The sequence below is a fragment of the Streptomyces sp. NPDC050422 genome (genome assembly GCF_044458665.1).
Classification (GTDB): domain Bacteria; phylum Actinomycetota; class Actinomycetes; order Streptomycetales; family Streptomycetaceae; genus Streptomyces.
In genome coordinates this window covers 17,841-32,367 of the sequence record NZ_JBITIE010000037.1, presented here as the reverse complement: position 1 = coordinate 32,367, position 14,527 = coordinate 17,841, and the positions used below count along the sequence as shown (strand labels likewise).

The 14,527-nt window shown below is 70.4% G+C and carries 14 protein-coding genes and 1 pseudogene; 7 read left to right on the top strand and 8 right to left on the bottom strand.

Annotation, left to right across the window (positions count from 1 at the left end; translation table 11 throughout):
- Window positions 1-51 precede the first annotated feature (51 nt).
- Entirely contained in the window at window positions 52-669 is a 618-nt protein-coding gene (locus ACIBJG_RS36970) for a TOPRIM nucleotidyl transferase/hydrolase domain-containing protein (RefSeq protein ID WP_399314494.1), read from the top strand.
- A gap of 116 nt (window positions 670-785) precedes the next feature.
- On the opposite strand, the pseudogene ACIBJG_RS36965 reads toward ACIBJG_RS36970, so the two are convergent.
- Together ACIBJG_RS36965 and ACIBJG_RS36960 are read right to left on the bottom strand one after the other, a co-directional pair.
- Window positions 786-926, bottom strand: a pseudogene (locus ACIBJG_RS36965) (GDP-mannose pyrophosphatase); the annotation flags it as partial.
- 16 nt (window positions 927-942) lie between these two features.
- Window positions 943-1,860: a helix-turn-helix transcriptional regulator gene (locus ACIBJG_RS36960; RefSeq protein ID WP_399314491.1), complete on the bottom strand. Its 918-nt coding sequence runs from the start codon at window positions 1,858-1,860 to the stop codon at window positions 943-945.
- A gap of 136 nt (window positions 1,861-1,996) precedes the next feature.
- Between ACIBJG_RS36960 and ACIBJG_RS36955 the strand changes: the two genes are divergently transcribed.
- Window positions 1,997-3,235: an MFS transporter gene (locus ACIBJG_RS36955; RefSeq protein ID WP_399314489.1), complete on the top strand. Its 1,239-nt coding sequence runs from the start codon at window positions 1,997-1,999 to the stop codon at window positions 3,233-3,235.
- A gap of 80 nt (window positions 3,236-3,315) precedes the next feature.
- On the opposite strand, the gene ACIBJG_RS36950 is transcribed toward ACIBJG_RS36955, so the two are convergent.
- Window positions 3,316-3,777: a VOC family protein gene (locus ACIBJG_RS36950; RefSeq protein ID WP_399314487.1), complete on the bottom strand. Its 462-nt coding sequence runs from the start codon at window positions 3,775-3,777 to the stop codon at window positions 3,316-3,318.
- 144 nt (window positions 3,778-3,921) lie between these two features.
- Between ACIBJG_RS36950 and ACIBJG_RS36945 the strand changes: the two genes are divergently transcribed.
- The gene (locus tag ACIBJG_RS36945; RefSeq protein WP_399314485.1) at window positions 3,922-4,941 is read left to right on the top strand and encodes a helix-turn-helix transcriptional regulator; all 1,020 of its coding nucleotides are present in this window, start codon (window positions 3,922-3,924) and stop codon (window positions 4,939-4,941) included.
- 67 nt (window positions 4,942-5,008) lie between these two features.
- Here the strand turns inward: ACIBJG_RS36945 and ACIBJG_RS36940 are convergent, their stop codons facing one another.
- Window positions 5,009-5,740 carry a hypothetical protein gene (locus tag ACIBJG_RS36940; RefSeq protein WP_399314484.1) on the bottom strand — a complete coding sequence of 244 codons (732 nt, stop codon included), beginning with the start codon at window positions 5,738-5,740 and terminating at the stop codon, window positions 5,009-5,011.
- A 92-nt stretch (window positions 5,741-5,832) separates the two neighbouring features.
- Here ACIBJG_RS36940 and ACIBJG_RS36935 point away from each other — a divergent pair, with 92 nt between their 5' ends.
- Window positions 5,833-6,462: a TetR/AcrR family transcriptional regulator gene (locus tag ACIBJG_RS36935; protein ID WP_399314482.1), complete on the top strand. Its 630-nt coding sequence runs from the start codon at window positions 5,833-5,835 to the stop codon at window positions 6,460-6,462.
- Window positions 6,463-6,905: 443 nt separating this feature from the next.
- Window positions 6,906-8,162: a right-handed parallel beta-helix repeat-containing protein gene (locus ACIBJG_RS36930; RefSeq protein WP_399314481.1), complete on the top strand. Its 1,257-nt coding sequence runs from the start codon at window positions 6,906-6,908 to the stop codon at window positions 8,160-8,162.
- A gap of 132 nt (window positions 8,163-8,294) precedes the next feature.
- Here ACIBJG_RS36930 and ACIBJG_RS36925 read toward each other — a convergent pair whose 3' ends face one another.
- Both ACIBJG_RS36925 and ACIBJG_RS36920 read right to left on the bottom strand, forming a co-directional pair.
- Complete coding sequence (locus ACIBJG_RS36925) at window positions 8,295-9,707, bottom strand: VWA domain-containing protein (RefSeq protein WP_399314478.1); 1,413 nt, start codon at window positions 9,705-9,707, stop codon at window positions 8,295-8,297.
- A gap of 137 nt (window positions 9,708-9,844) precedes the next feature.
- The gene (locus ACIBJG_RS36920) at window positions 9,845-11,011 is read right to left on the bottom strand and encodes an alanine--tRNA ligase-related protein (RefSeq protein WP_399314476.1); all 1,167 of its coding nucleotides are present in this window, start codon (window positions 11,009-11,011) and stop codon (window positions 9,845-9,847) included.
- Window positions 11,012-11,336: 325 nt separating this feature from the next.
- On the opposite strand from ACIBJG_RS36920, the gene ACIBJG_RS36915 reads away from it, so the two are divergent.
- Entirely contained in the window at window positions 11,337-11,708 is a 372-nt protein-coding gene (locus tag ACIBJG_RS36915) for a hypothetical protein (protein ID WP_399314516.1), read from the top strand.
- A gap of 275 nt (window positions 11,709-11,983) precedes the next feature.
- Here ACIBJG_RS36915 and thpR read toward each other — a convergent pair whose 3' ends face one another.
- Window positions 11,984-12,634 (bottom strand): RNA 2',3'-cyclic phosphodiesterase, encoded by a 651-nt coding sequence (thpR, locus tag ACIBJG_RS36910; protein ID WP_399314474.1) that lies wholly within the window; start codon window positions 12,632-12,634, stop codon window positions 11,984-11,986.
- A 38-nt stretch (window positions 12,635-12,672) separates the two neighbouring features.
- A complete protein-coding gene (locus ACIBJG_RS36905) occupies window positions 12,673-13,287 on the bottom strand; it encodes a TetR/AcrR family transcriptional regulator (protein ID WP_399314471.1) in 615 nt (204 codons plus the stop codon).
- A gap of 114 nt (window positions 13,288-13,401) precedes the next feature.
- Between ACIBJG_RS36905 and ACIBJG_RS36900 the strand changes: the two genes are divergently transcribed.
- Window positions 13,402-14,430 carry an aldo/keto reductase gene (locus tag ACIBJG_RS36900; RefSeq protein WP_399314470.1) on the top strand — a complete coding sequence of 343 codons (1,029 nt, stop codon included), beginning with the start codon at window positions 13,402-13,404 and terminating at the stop codon, window positions 14,428-14,430.
- Window positions 14,431-14,527 lie beyond the last annotated feature (97 nt).

Here is a 14,527-nt window from a genome sequence, read left to right as displayed (position 1 = left end):
GCCCTGCGGAACTCCCTACCGTTGCGCCGAGGAATGACAGAGACTCCTTACGTGGCTGACATGGGGTTGTTCCGAGAGGCTGTCATCGCGTGGGCGGCCGGCGGCCCGGGTGAACCCGCGCGCGAACTGGCCGCGCGGCTGTCCGTCCGGGCAGCCGTCCTGCTGGAAGGGCCGAGCGACTCCGCGGCGGTCAACGCCCTGGCCGCGCGCAGGGGCCGGGACCTGGCGGCCGAGGGAATCTGCGTCCTGCCGATGGGGGGCGCCATGAGCGTCGGGCGCTTCGCCCGCCTGCTCGGGCCGCCCGGGCTGGACCTCCGGCTCACCGGGCTCTGTGACGAGGCCGAACGGCCCTACTACACACGCGGTTTGGAACGCGCGGATGCAGCCCGGGAGAAGTTCTTCGTCTGCTCGGCGGATCTGGAGGACGAGCTCATCCGCGCGCTGGGTGTGACGCGCGTGGAGGAGCTCATCCAGGCCGAGGGCGACCTGCGCGCCTTCCGTACCTTCCTGCACCAGCCCGCCCAGCAGGGCCGTACTCCGCAGCGGCACCTGCGGCGGTTTCTCGGGTCGAAGAAGGGGCGCAAGATCCACTACGGCCGCGTCCTCGTCGAGGCGCTCGACCCCGACCGCGTACCCGCCGCGCTCGACGGCCTGCTCGCCGCCCTCTGACCGCCGGGCTCCGGCGGCCCTGTTGCCGGCCGATCCCATCGACGACCGACGGAACGCGGCTCGTTCCGCAGAAGCGGCAGAACCGACGGACGCCCCTGTCGCAATGGCGTAATGGTTCAGCGCGGCTGCGCTGCACTCGGGTCCGGCCGACCGAACGGGCCGTCGAGGGCGGCCCATTGGAGCAGCAGGATGGTCTTCGCGTCGACGATCGTGCCGTTGCGCACCATGGCCAGCGCCTCGGTGAACGGGAGTTCGGCGGTGGGGAGCGGCCCCTCAGCCGAGCCGGTCGCTGGGGTCCGTAGCCGGGGCGCGGGTCGCCGCCAGGCTGGCGAGGAGCTTGAGGCGGTCCTCGGAGGTGCTGCCCGGCTCGGCGGTGTAGAGGGTCAGGTCGTGAACCGCACGCGGGGACACGGGAAGGTCCAGAGACCGGTAGGTCAGCTCCAGGTCGCCGACGTCCGGGTGCCGAAGCAGTTTGACCCCGTCGTGGCGGATGCGGACGTCGTGGGCCGCCCACACGGTACGGAAGTCGGGGCTGAGGGTGGACAGCTCGCCGATGAGATCGCGCAGCGCCCGGTCGTGCGGCTCCCGTCCGGCTTCGGCCCGCAGCAGGGCGGCGGTCGCGACAGCGGCGGCGTCGAAGTCGACGAAGAAGTCCTGAGCTCCGGGGTCGAGGAAGATGTAGCGGGCCAGGTTGGGTCGGCCGTGCTGGTCGGTCGTGCTGCTGTCGAGCACCGGGGAGTGCAAGGCCCTGCCGAGCGGGTTGGCGGCGACGATGTCCTGGCGGCCGTTGCGCACGAAGGCCGACGACAGCGTCACGGAGTCGAGCAGCCACTGGACCGGGGGCGGGACGTCGACGTCCTTGCGTCGCGACGGACGGCGGCGGGCGGGCCGGGCCGCACGGGCCAGATCGAACAGGTAGGTGCGCTCGTCGTCGTCCAGCCGCAGGGCGCGAGCGACCGCTTCGACGACGTCGTCGGACACCCCCGCGATGTGCCCCTTCTCCAGCCGGGTGTACCACTCGGTGCTCACCCCGGCCAGCACGGCGACCTCCTCGCGACGCAGCCCCGGCACCCGGCGCCGGCCGCTGGTCGGAAGCCCGGCCTGCTCCGGGGTGATCTTCGCGCGGCGGCCCGTGAGGAAGTCGCGGATCTCGGCGCGGTGGTCGGAGCGTTCGTCGGGGCGTGGGTCCATGCCTTCCACGGTAGCCACCGGCTCGCAAACAGGGAGGTTGAGCTTGTACCCCCCATAAACGCGACCTTCCTCAAGGGCGGGGCGGCCCCTTTCCTGGGAGACGTACCCCGATCACCACCCCCAGGGAGATGAAACCTTGAGTACGCGAGGAGCAGTCCTTCACGCCCCCGCCGAGGGACGTGCCGAAAGCGGCGCGCGGCCGCCGGCCACCCGGATGCCGCTCGTCGTCCACGTGCTCGCGCTCGGCACGTTCCTGATGGGCACGACCGAGTTCGTGGTGGCCGGCCTGCTGCCGGAGATCGCGGGCGACCTGCAGGTCAGCGTCGCGCGGACCGGCCTGATGATCACCGTCTTCGCCCTCGGGATGATCGTCGGCGCACCGTTGATGGCGATGCTCACCCTGAGGATGCCCAAGCGGCTGACGCTGATGCTGGCCCTGGGCGTCTTCGCCGCCGGGCACGTCATCGTCGCCCTCGGCTCGGACTTCACCCTCGTTCTGGCGGCACGGTTCCTCACCGCGATCGCCACCGGCGCGTTCTGGGCGGTGGCCAACGTGGCCGCTGTACGCGCCGCAGGCCCTGCCGCGGCCTCCCGTGCACTGGGGCTGGTCGGTGCGGGAGCGATGCTCGCGAACGTCGTCGGCGTGCCGGTGGGCGCGTTCGCCGGACAGCTCATGGGCTGGCGCGGACCGTTCTGGGCCCTCGCGGCCCTCGCCGCGGCGGCCATCGCGCTCATCGCCCGCACCGTCCCGCACGACAGTGGCGACCAGCAGCCGGCGTCGGTCCGGTCGGAACTGACCGCGCTGGGCTCCGGCCGCCTGTGGCTGGTGCTGGCGGCCTGTGCCACCACGACCGGCGGCGTCCTGGCGGCGTACTCCTACATCTCGCCGCTGCTGACCGAGCGGTCGGGGATCGCGTCCGGGATCGTGCCCCTGGTCCTCGTCGCCTTCGGCCTCGGCGCCCTGGCCGGTTCGCTCGTCGGAGGCCGTCTGGGCGACCGCCGCCCGCACATGGTGACCGTCACGGCCGCCGCAGGAGCCGCACTCCTGCTCCTCGCGCTATCCCTGCTGGCCGGCTACACGGTGCCCACCGTCATTCTGGTCGCTCTGCTGGGCTTCTTCGGCCTCGGCGCCAACCCCGTGCTGATGTCCCTCGCCGTACGCTTCGCCCGCCAGGCACCCGTCCTGGCCTCCGCCCTGACGGTCTCGGCCTTCAACCTCGGCACCGCGGTCGGATCCTGGATGGCCGGCCTCACCCTCGGCTCGTCGCTCGGGACCACCGGCCCGGCCGTGGTCGGCACCGCCATCGCCGCCCTCACCCTGATCCCGACCACCGCCATCGCCCTCACCGAGCGGCGCCGCTCCGCGACCGGATGAAGGCACAGGGCCGCGTCGAACGCCGCAGTGGCACGGCTGCGCCCGAAGCGCCGGACGCTCCCGGAACTACCGGGGCTCCGTCAGTCCAGGCAGAATTCGTTGCCCTCGGGGTCGGTCATCACGATGAGGCCGGCACCCATCGGGGGAGCCGGCTCGTCGCGACGTACCCGCTTCGCACCCAGCGCGACGAGCCGGTCGCACTCGGCCTCCAGCGCCGCCATCCGTTCCTCTCCCTGCAGTCCGGGAGCCGCGCGGATGTCGAGGTGGACGCGATTCTTGGCGACCTTGTCCTCCGGCACCTGCTGGAAGAACACGCGTGGGCCGTGCCCGGCCGGGTCCTCGATTGCCGATCTCGAGTTGCGCTGTTCCGCCGGTACGCCGATCCGTGCGAGGAAGTCGTCCCACGCCGCCAGCGGGTCGGCGCCCTCGGGCAGGTCGACTCCGGGCGGCCCGGGGTGGACGTAGTCGAGTGCGTCGCGCCAGAAGGACGAGAGCGCCCGCGGGTCGTGGGCGTCGAAGGTGACCTGGATGTGCCGGCTCATCGGGTTGCTCCGCTCGTAGCTGGACTCGTGTGCAGGAGGAGGTCGCGCAGTGCCAGGTTCCGGTCGCGTGCGTCCACGTCCATCCCCCCACCCTGGCACCTCTGGCGGACAGGATCGGTCCGCCATCTCTGGCAGGGTGAGGGGATGGACGTGGCAGACGGTGACGATCTGGGTACGACGGAGCGGGTGCTCACCCTGCTCGGGCTGCTGCAGCAGCGCCGGGTCTGGACCGGACCCGAGCTCGCCGGCCGGCTGGGGGTGACGCCGCGCACGGTACGACGCGATGTCGAACGGCTGCGCACGCTCGGCTATCCGGTGCATGCCGGCCAGGGTGTCGGCGGCGGCTACCGGCTCGGCCGGGGGCAGGATCTGCCGCCGCTGCTTCTCGACGACCAGGAGGCGATCGCCACCGCAGTCGCGCTGCTCGCCGGTGCGGATGGCGCGGTTGCCGGCGCGGGCGACGCCGCACTCCGGGCGCTGACCAAGCTCGACCAGGTGCTGCCCACCCGGCTGCGGCACGAGGTGCGCGCACTCTCCGGCGCGGTGGAATCCTTCGGCGGAGGCCGTACGCCGGTCGATCCCGAGGCCCTCATGACACTGGCCAGAGCCTGCCGCGACGAAGTCGAGGCCGGCTTCGACTACCGGTCGGGGGCCGAGGTGCGACGGCGACGGGTCGAGCCCTACCGCTTGGTCGCCTCCGACCGGCGGTGGTACCTCCTCTCCTACGATCTCGATCGCGACGACTGGCGCACCTTCCGCGTCGACCGGATGACCGACGTGGCCGCGCGGGCCTGGCGCTTTCGCCCGCGCACGGCGCCCGACGCGGCGACGTACGTACAGGAGGGTGTGGCCAGCCGGGTCTACGCGCACCGGGCGCGCTTCCTCGTGCACGCGTCGGCCGACACCGTGCGCGCGCAGATTCCGGCATCGGCGGCCGTCGTGCGAGGGCGGGGGAGCGAGCTCTGCGAGGTGCTCAGCGGCGCTGCCGACCTCGACGCCGTGCTCATGCACGTACTCCTGCTGGGACACGACTTCGAGGTACTCGACCCTCCGGAACTCGGCACGCGCTGCCGCGTGCTGGCGCAGAGACTGCTGTCGGCCGGCGCGGCGATCCCACCGGCGCCGGACATGGAGGAGCCAGGAGCCGCCGTCACGGAGCCATGAACCGTCTCCGGCCGAACGCCTCCACCGCCGCTCCCACCCGGTCGGAGCCCTTACGGGAACAGGGCCCTCACGGCCTGCCGTCCATGCGGGCGCTCAGGGTGCGTACCACCTCGGTCAGTACCTCCTCGCGCCAGTTCTTGTCGGACTCCGGGTACTCACCGACACCGTCCGCGGTCGAGGATCCACTCACCTCGAACTCGTAAGGGCCCTGATGGCACACCAGTTGGTCGGCCTCCTTGAGGAAGCACCCTGCAGGGCCGAGTGAGGCGCCGAGGTCCCGGTACTTCTCGGGGTCCTGGCCGCCGTCCTTCGCTTCGTACGCCCGGTCCTTCGCGTATGCCTTCGCCACGAGCGCGGGGTCCGCGACGCTCTGGAACACGATGCGGACCCTGCTGTTGTGCTTGCTCTCGTACTCGGCCGGCAGGCCGAACGAGGTCGTGCAGCCACCTTTCGGGACGTCGCCCGTGGTTCCCGGCTCCGACTCCGTGAGCGGGTTGAAGTTGAGGACGGTGACCTTGACGGGCTCGCGCTCGAAGTCCTCCGCCTGCGGCAGGATCGCGAGGATCTCGTCGTCGCCCAGCGCCTCGCACGCGTCCGGCCACTGCGCCACCGGCAGCGAACTTCCTTGGGGCGGCTGCGCGTCGAGCCGGGGGCCGGACGGCTTCGCCGCCCCGAACTCCAACGCCGGCACGTCGCTGCCGCACCCTGCCAGTACGGTCACTGCGGACGCCAGGGCCGCAGCGGCCAGGGCGGTCCGGTTGCGCTGCGATCTCGCTCGGCCGCCGCGTAGTCGGTCCATGAGCACCCCAGTGTGATCGGTGAGCACATCAATGTGAGCGCTGAGTACATCGGCCCTCGGGCGGGGTGTCAAGGTGTGGTACGACTGGCTGCATGAACACCCGGGCGGCCGGACGGCCCTACCACCACGGTTCCTTGCCGGAGGCGCTGGTCGCACATGCGGTCGAACTGCTGGACGAGGGCGGCACGGAGGCGGTGACCGTCCGGGAGGTCGCCCGCAGGGCGGGTGTCTCCGCATCTGCACCGTTCAGGCACTTCCCTGACCGGGCCGCCCTTCTCGCGGCGGTCGGCGAGGCGGTCGCGGCGGACTTCGGCGCAGCCCAGATGGCCGCCGTGGACTCGGCGGACACGCTCCCCTTCCGGGCCCTCGGGGCCGCGTTCGTGCACTACGCCCTGGCTCACCCGCACCGGTTCGCCCTGCTTCGCAGGGCCGTTTTCGCCGCGGACCGCACGCCCGCGATGGAGGAGGGGCATCGGGCGTTGACCGACGGCATCACCGATCTGGTCATTGCGGGGCAACGGTGCGGCGAACTGCGGCAAGGCGATGCCGAGATGATCAGGATCGCCGCTCAGGCCCTCGTCTACGGCCTCTCCCAGATGTTCGTCGACAACTACCTCGACGCCTCGCGGGCCGATGTGCTGATCAACCAGGCCGTCGACCTGTTCGGCCTGGGTGTCCTCGCACCCGGCAGCGACAGGCGGACGGCGGCCGAGAACGCCTGACCGACCAGGCGTTGCACCGGTAGGGGGCACCGGCCGGTCTGCCGGGCGCCCATCTCCGTAGTGCCCGTCGGCCGTCACGGGCCCGGGGTGGCGTGCACCGCCAATGTTCACAGACTTGATTATGTTTCAGATACATGTCCATTGACGTGAACATGATCGATGCTTAGGGTCTATAGAAAGCGCTTGCGCGGCACATTCGGAGGTTCCTCTCCGTGTGGACCGTTCATGAACTCGAACTGACACGGTGCCACGTCCGACGCCTCGACAGAAGGGGTGCTCACGTTCTCACCTGACGCGGACTCGGCCTTGCCCGTCACCGAAATAGCCATGCCCGCACCGCAGTTGGCCGACCCGCCGCCCCACACCCAGAGGCGGACCGAGTCACCGCACGACCTCGCTGCACGAACTCGTCGAACGAACCAAACCCCACCTGGAGTCGAACGATGCAGATCAAACCCGTCATCGCCTGTGTCACCCTGCTGGCCGGCTCGCTTGCCGCCGTGTCGGGCACGACCGCCCAGGCCGCGCCCACCCCGCACCGGGCCGGAGCGTCGTCCGCGGCCCCCGGCCACAGCGTCTTCGGCCGGGCGGCAGTCGTCTCCATGCCGCTGGACGCCACCGCTCTGTACGTAGCACCCGACGGCACCGACGGAGCGGCCGGAACCGAGGCGGACCCGACGACGCTCGCCTCGGCGATCAGCCGCGTCGGCTCCGGTGGCACGGTCTACCTGCGCGGCGGCACGTACCACTACGCACAGACGGTCACCATCCCGCCGGGCAACGACGGTTCGTCGAGTGCACGCACGACGCTGTCCGCGTACCCGGGGGAGGCCCCGGTGCTGAACTTCGCGGAGATGAGTGAGGACCCGGCCAACCGCGGGCTCGCCGTGAACGGCGACTTCTGGCACATCAACGGCATCACCGTCGAGCACGCCGGTGACAACGGGATCTTCGTCGGTGGCAGCGACAACATCGTCGAACGCGTCGTGACGCGCTTCAACCATGACTCGGGGCTGCAGATCTCACGGATCGCCTCGACCACTCCGGACGACGAGTGGCCCGCCAACAACCTCATCCTGAGTTCGGAGTCGCACGACAACGCCGACTCGGACGGCGAGGACGCCGACGGGTTCGCCTCCAAGCTCACTTCCGGCCCCGGAAACGTCTTCCGCTACACGGTGTCCCACAACAACATCGACGACGGCTGGGACCTCTACACCAAGAACGAGACGGGTCCCATCGGGCCGGTGACCATCGAGGACTCCCTCTCGTACAGCAACGGCACGCTCTCGGACGGAACCGTGAACGCCGACGGCGACCGCAACGGCTTCAAGCTCGGCGGCGACGGCATCGAGGTCGACCACATCGTGCGCCGCAACATCGCCTACGGCAACGGCCATCACGGATTCACGTACAACAGCAACCCGGGTTCCATGACGGTGTCGGACAACGTCGGCATCGACAACGAAGAGCGAAACTTCTCCTTCGACAAAGGCACTTCCGTGTACCGGAACAACACCTCCTGCCGCAGCGGCAGCGGGTCCAACGACAAGACGGTCGGCGACGCCGACGGTTCGAACCAGTTCTGGACCGGCTCGAACGGCTCCCGCTGCTCCGCGTACGACGGAGCCCTGGACTGGTCGTTCGCCGCGGACGGCCGCCTCGTCGTGACGTTCGGCGGCACCGTGGTGAAGCCGTAACCGATCAACGGTGCCGCCCACCGACGGGACGGTGACCCCGCCACCGGAGGCCGCACCTGCGGGCTCCGGTGGCGCCGTTGTCCGGACCGTTCCACGTCCCTCATCCAGGGGCGAGCAGACTGCCGTTGACGTTCAGCGCAGGATGCCGAGCTGCCGGGCATCCCTCAGCCAGGACGGGAACTCCGACAGGAGCCGGTCGTACAGCTCGGCATCGGGGACCTTCTCGATGTCGTCCGCGGCGAAGAAGCCGACGTTGTCGACCCGCCGGCCGGGCAGGGTGTCGAAGCGTTCCAGTACGCCGTACTGCGACCGGCCGAGACCGATGAACTGCCAGAAGACCGGCTCCTCCACCGCCGCACGCAACTCACGCTCGATCTCGTCGTTGCGGTACACGCCTCCGTCCGAGAAGAACAGGACCAGGGTCGGGTCGGGCACCGGATGGTCGCGCACGAAGGCACGCACTTCGGCAATGACCTTCTGCTCCTCGTTCTGGATTCCGACCGCCCGCATGTCGACCTGCCCGGGGCGGAGCCCCCTCGGCGGCTTCTTCCGGCCGAACAGGCCGACCTGTCCCACGCGCACGTGCAGCGCCAGCCATTCGGGCAGTTCACCGATCACGAGGTCGGGCAACCGGGCAGGGTTGCTGGCGAACGTCCACGCCTGCATCTCGCCGTCGTCGTCGAGCTGGGCCGCGACGGCCGCCATCCGCTCGGTGACGCCCGCCACGGTGCCGCGCGTGTAGAGGCCGCCCATCGATCCGGACGCGTCGAGGACGAGGATGACGCGTGCGGTCAGCTGGGTCAGACCGTGCTTGGTCAAGCTGACAGCGACCTGCTGCTTGCGCAGCGACAGGCGCTTGCGCATGTCGACCGGCAGATTCTCCTCGCCTTTGGTGAGCCGGATCGAGGGATCGTCCCGGCCGGCGGGGGAGCGGGCCGCCGAGGGGGACGGGGCGGCAGGCGCGGCGGGAGCGTGAGCGGGGCGTGGCGGCATCGGGACGGCGACGGGCGGGGGAGCGGCGGCAGGCTGTTCCTCGTCGACGCTGATCCCGAAGTCGGACGCCAGCCCGGCCAGCCCGTCCGCATATCCCTGGCCGACGGCGCGGAACTTCCACCCGCCGTCGCGCCGGTAGAGCTCGCCGCTCACATAGGCGGTCTCCGATCCGGCCTCCATGTCGAAGCGGGCCAACTCGACACCCGACACGGCTTCGAGCAGCCGCAGATGGAGTCCGGGCACCTGCCCGAAGGTCCCCCCGTCGACCGAAGCGCACAGGGCGACCCGCTCGATGTCCCCTGCCAGTACGTCGAGATCGACGTCCAGCGCGTCGGCTCCCGCCTGCTTGCCGAGGTGGCGGACTGTACCGGAAGCATGCCGCGGCTGGTTGTAGAAGACGAAGTCGTCGTCGGAACGGACCCGCCCGCCGCTGGTCAGCAGCAGTGCCGAAGCGTCCACATCCGGCACGCCGGACCCCGGCGACCAGCCCAGGACAGCTCTGACGGCGGATGCTGTCACCGGCATGTTGGCACCCTTGCTCAGTGTCGTCACAAGGACAGTCTGCCTGCCCTCGGAGGGCGTGGCCCTCCGAGGTACGGCGACGACCGTGACCGACGTCCTCGGCCCGGTGACCCCTGGCCTTCTCGGCCACCTGACTCAGCGGGACGCCGTTGGCGCCGGAGTGCTCGTCAGCCGGGGCGCAGGCTCGTGATCAGGTCACGAGGCAGACCATGGGTGTCGTGGAGGAAGTCGAAGTCCTCTTCGGTGAGCCGGCCGCGGAACCGTGGGCGGGCGAGCACCTGCCGGCCGCGCTCCATGAGGAGCTCGAAGCGGCGCTCCTCGTCGAGCAGCGACTGACGTACGTCGGCCGGCGGCATGTCCTGCCGGAAGTGGTCCAGGGTGTGCCGGACCAGGTCGTCGGGCAGGTCGCCGAGACCGTACGAGGGATCCTTGCGCCACAACACGGTGAGGGCCCTGCGCACCAGACGGCGCAGTACGTAGCCCCGCCCGGTGTTGGCAGGGCGTACGCCGTCGCCCAGCACCACGACGGCTGAGCGCAGATGGTCGAAGACCAGACGCAGCGATGGCTCGTCCAGACGCCACAGGGGCGGAACGAGCCGGCGCCACGGCTCGAAGAGGTCGCCATCGAACACGGACGACTTGCCCTGGAGCAGGGAGGCCAGCCGTTCCAGGCCGAGTCCGGTGTCGACGTTCCGTTGGGGGAGAGCCACGAGGGAACCGTCGTCGAGCCGGCGGTGCCTCATCATCACGTGGTTCCACACCTCCACCCAGCGATCGTCCTGGGTGGGAGTGGACCGGGGCGGGCCGTCACCGTTCCACAGGAAGATCTCCGAGTCGGGACCGCACGGTCCGACGGATCCGTTGGACCACCAGTTGTCCTCCAGGGTGAGCTCGACGGGAACCCCGCGGTCCTGCCACAGCTGAAGAGAAGCGGTGTCCTGCTCGCACCGGCTGTCACCGGCGAAGACCGTGGCGTGCAGCAGGCTGCGATCGACGCCCAGGCCCTCGGTGAGCAGGCCGAATCCCCAGTCGAGGCTGAGCGGGCCCTCGTAGTCGCCCAGTGACCAGGTGCCGAGCATCTCGAAGACCGTCAGGTGAGTGGCATCGCCGATTTCCTCCAGGTCGGTGGTGCGCAGGCAGCGCTGTACGTTGACCAGCCGCCGGCCCAGTGGATGGGTGCGTCCCTCCAGGTACGGGGTGAGCGGATGCATGCCGGAGGTGGTGAACAGCACGGTGTCGCCCGGTGGCGGCAGCAGGGTCGAGCCGACGATCCGCTGGTGACCACGCTCTTCGAAGTACTCGACGAACGTACTGACCAGCTGTTCCGTATGCATGGGATGGGCTCCTTCGCGACGCAGCGGGGAGGCGCCGGAGAACGGAACCGTTCAGTGACCCGGCCGGGGCCAGAGGCGCCACGGCACTGCCGACGGACCGTTTCCGGTCGCCGGGGGAGAGAAGGTCAGGCGGCGGCAACCGGCGAGCTGGTCGCTCGCGCGGTCGCGGTGGTGCTGAGGCCGGTGACGTTCATGTGATCGACGTTAGCGCGCCCTGCTCGCCGAAGCACGCCAATTGTTCCCGGGACGTGCCCCCGCACGCGGTATCGTCCGGTCTCCCACCCCACCCGTACCCATGACCACGTTCAGAGAGCGAGCAACGCGGATGACCGGCCGGCCGGAAACGACGACCCTTTGGCGCCCCACCGGACCCAAGGAGCTGGATCTGGTCCGGGAGCTGAACTGGCGTGCCTGGCCGCCCCGGCTGCCCGAGCAGCCGATCTTCTACCCGGTCCTCAACGAGGACTACGCGGTCAGGATCGCGCGGGACTGGAACGTGAAGCACGACGGTGCCGGCTTCGTCACCCGATTCGAGGTCGAGGCGGAGTTCCTGAGCCGGTATCCCGTCCAGCAGGCCGGCGGGCGGACGATTCTCGAACTCTGGGTTCCGGCAGAGGAGCTGGACGACTTCAACGCCCATATCGTCGGCGAGATCCAGGTGGTCCGCGAGTTCCGCCGAGGCGGGGAGCCCGCCTGAGGGGAGCCGGACCGCCCCGGTCCCCCGGCGCCGGTTCCGTGATCAGCCGTCAGCGGCAGTGCCCTCGGGCGGACGGGCCGAGGGCGTGTTTCGAAAGTCCCGTCTGCCGGGCGGCGTCTGGCACTTCTCCGAGCTCTCGGCTTCGCTCGAGCAGGGGAGACCCCATTGCTCGCGGCGTTGCCGAAAAGTCCTAGTAGCTCCGCTACGAGGGCTTCCCGGCGCCTTGCGATCGCACGCACCAGACGCCGCCCGGCCCGCCCTCCGGGCGGACGGCGCTACTTTCGAAACACGCCCCAGCCACACCGGCCCGCGGTAGACGGAGGCGTCGAAGACCCGTCGCCGCGGTCGCCGGAGTCGAGGGGCCACGCCGTGATGTCGCGGTAGTGGATCGGCCCGCTGCTCCGGGCGGCGTTGCTGCCGACCAGGTGCAGACGTTCGGCAGCCCATGGGCGGCCGGTGAAGCCGGCGAGCCCCGCCGCGATCTCCGCCGCCGAGGACAGATCTCCTCGGCGGGCGCGGGCCAGCGTCAGATGCGGTCGAAGGGGCCGTTCCTCGAACGCGATTCCGCAGCCCCTGACCGCGCTGCGCACGGCGGTGGCGAGCGCGTGCAACGCGGCCATGTCTCCGTCGATCCCTGTCCACAGCACCCGGTCGTCGAAGTCTCCGCCGCCCCGCAGCGCGAGGCGCGGCGAGGTGTGTGCCGCTGCGACGCCGGCGAGCGCCGGGCGCAGGAGGGGAACCGCTTCGGCAGACAGCTCCCCGAGGAACGCCAGGGTGATGTGCCAGTCCTCGACACGATTCCACCGCATGCGCGGATGGGTGTCGTAGGCAGGGCGAAGTTCCCGGACCAGTTCCTCTTTCGCGGGGTCGGGCGGGGCGAGGGCGATGAACACGCGAATGGTCGCGGGCGGCGTCTGATCGTTCACGTCGGGCTTCGTGCCGTATCCGGGTCCTGCGGAGACCGTCAGCCGCACTCGCTGTCCGTAGCCACGGGGATCGTGCTGTCCGTGCCGTGGCGGAGCCCGTTGACGAGCAGCGTGATCATGCGCTGCGTGTAGCCCTGGTCGTCGGGTGAGACGAGATCGCCGATGGCGCGCAGCAGGTCGTACGGGGGGATGTCGGCGCGGACCCCGCCGGTTGTGGCGGCCGTGTCGAGCAGCTCCGTCACGACGGGGAGGAAGCGCTGCTGGAAGTAGGCGGGCAGGCTCTCGTAGGCGGGGTCGCCGGAGTGCAGAGCGGTCTTGAGGCCGCGTTTGGTCGCGACGAACTGCGCGAAGCGCTGCAGCCACAGGGTGAGAGCCTCGACCGGCTCGTGCTCCGCCGCGAGGGCGGGTGCGGCCTCGGCGCAGGCGTCGACCTCGTGGCGGAAGACTGCGGTGATGAGGTCGGAGCGCTGCGGAAAATGGCGGTAGAGGGTGCCCGCGCCCACCCCGGCCCTGGCGGTGATCCGTCGCACGGGGGCGTCCACGCCGTCCGACGCGAAGACCTCGGCGGCTGCGGTCAGCAGGGCGTCCAGGTTGCGTTGGACGTCGGGTCGCACGCGGCGGGCGACCGGCTCCTCGGTGGGGCGATCAGACATGGAATGGGTTCCCTTTGCGCTCCGGAACGATGTTCCGTATTGTGATTGCTGAACGGCGTTCCGGTTTCATTCTAGCCGGACCCGCGACCGGCAGCCCACGCAGGGAGAAGACTCATGCAGTACCGCACGCTGGGCCGGACCGGCATCAAGGTCAGCCCCTACTGTCTGGGCGCCATGATGTTCGGCGCCCTCGGCAACCCGGACCATGGCGACTGCGCCCGGATCGTCCACACGGCGCTGGATGCGGGCATCAACTTCATCGACACCGCCGATGTCTACGGACACGGTGAGTCCGAGGAGATCCTCGCCAAGGCGCTGAAGGGCCGCCGCGACGACGTCGTCCTGGCGACCAAGGCGCACCTCGCGATGGGGGACGACCCCAACCAGCAGGGGAATTCCCGGCGTTGGATCATCCGCGCCGTGGAGGACTCGCTGCGACGCCTGGAGACCGACTACATCGACCTCTACCAGATGCACCGCCCCGACCCGGAGACGGACGTGGAGGAAACGCTGTCCGCGCTCACCGACCTGATGCGGGCGGGCAAGATCCGGGCCATCGGCTCCTCGACCACGCCGGCCGCCGAGATCGTCGAGGCACAGTGGGTCGCCGACCGGCGCGGCCTGCAGCGCTTCCGTACCGAGCAGCCGCCCTACTCGATCCTCGACCGCGGTATCGAACGCGATGTGCTGCCGGTGTGCGAGCAGTACGGCATGGGCGCCCTGGTCTGGAGCCCGCTCGCCCAGGGCATGCTCACCGGCCGCTACCGCAAGGGCGCGGCCCCGGACAGCCACCGGGCCAGGTTCGGCTTCAAACACCTCAGCGACGAGCGTCGTCTCGACGCCGTCGAGCAGCTCATCCCCCTCGCGGACGAGGCCGGCATCAGGATGTCGCACCTGGCGGTGGCCTTCGCGATCGCTCACCCCGGCGTCACCTCCGCGATCATCGGCCCGCGCACCATGGCCCACCTCCAGGATCTCCTCGAAGGCATCGGAACCACGCTCGACGACGAGATCCTCGACCGGATCGACGCCATCGTGGCCCCGGGGACCGGCATCGGCGCCCTCGACATGGCGTACGACCCGCCCGCTCTCACCGAGACCGCCCGACGCCGCCGGCCCGCCACCACCCGCAGCGCGGCCTGACCCCGCGCAGCCCCGGAGCGCGCGGAAGCAGGCTCCGTCGGCAGCCCCGCTCATCCGTTCTCAAGCCCCGAACCCAAGCCCCGAACTTCAGCCCGAA

Bases quoted from the DNA above. Each gene is read 5' to 3' on its own strand.
- ACIBJG_RS36960 (WP_399314491.1), bottom strand. From the start codon at position 1,860: ATGGACCCACGCCCCGACGAACGCTCCGACCACCGCGCCGAGATCCGC.
- ACIBJG_RS36950 (WP_399314487.1), bottom strand. From the start codon at position 3,777: ATGAGCCGGCACATCCAGGTCACCTTCGACGCCCACGACCCGCGGGCG.
- ACIBJG_RS36945 (WP_399314485.1), top strand. From the start codon at position 3,922: ATGGACGTGGCAGACGGTGACGATCTGGGTACGACGGAGCGGGTGCTC.
- ACIBJG_RS36940 (WP_399314484.1), bottom strand. From the start codon at position 5,740: ATGGACCGACTACGCGGCGGCCGAGCGAGATCGCAGCGCAACCGGACC.
- ACIBJG_RS36935 (WP_399314482.1), top strand. From the start codon at position 5,833: ATGAACACCCGGGCGGCCGGACGGCCCTACCACCACGGTTCCTTGCCG.
- ACIBJG_RS36930 (WP_399314481.1), top strand. From the start codon at position 6,906: ATGCAGATCAAACCCGTCATCGCCTGTGTCACCCTGCTGGCCGGCTCG.
- ACIBJG_RS36920 (WP_399314476.1), bottom strand. From the start codon at position 11,011: ATGCATACGGAACAGCTGGTCAGTACGTTCGTCGAGTACTTCGAAGAG.
- ACIBJG_RS36915 (WP_399314516.1), top strand. From the start codon at position 11,337: ATGACCGGCCGGCCGGAAACGACGACCCTTTGGCGCCCCACCGGACCC.
- ACIBJG_RS36905 (WP_399314471.1), bottom strand. From the start codon at position 13,287: ATGTCTGATCGCCCCACCGAGGAGCCGGTCGCCCGCCGCGTGCGACCC.
- ACIBJG_RS36900 (WP_399314470.1), top strand. From the start codon at position 13,402: ATGCAGTACCGCACGCTGGGCCGGACCGGCATCAAGGTCAGCCCCTAC.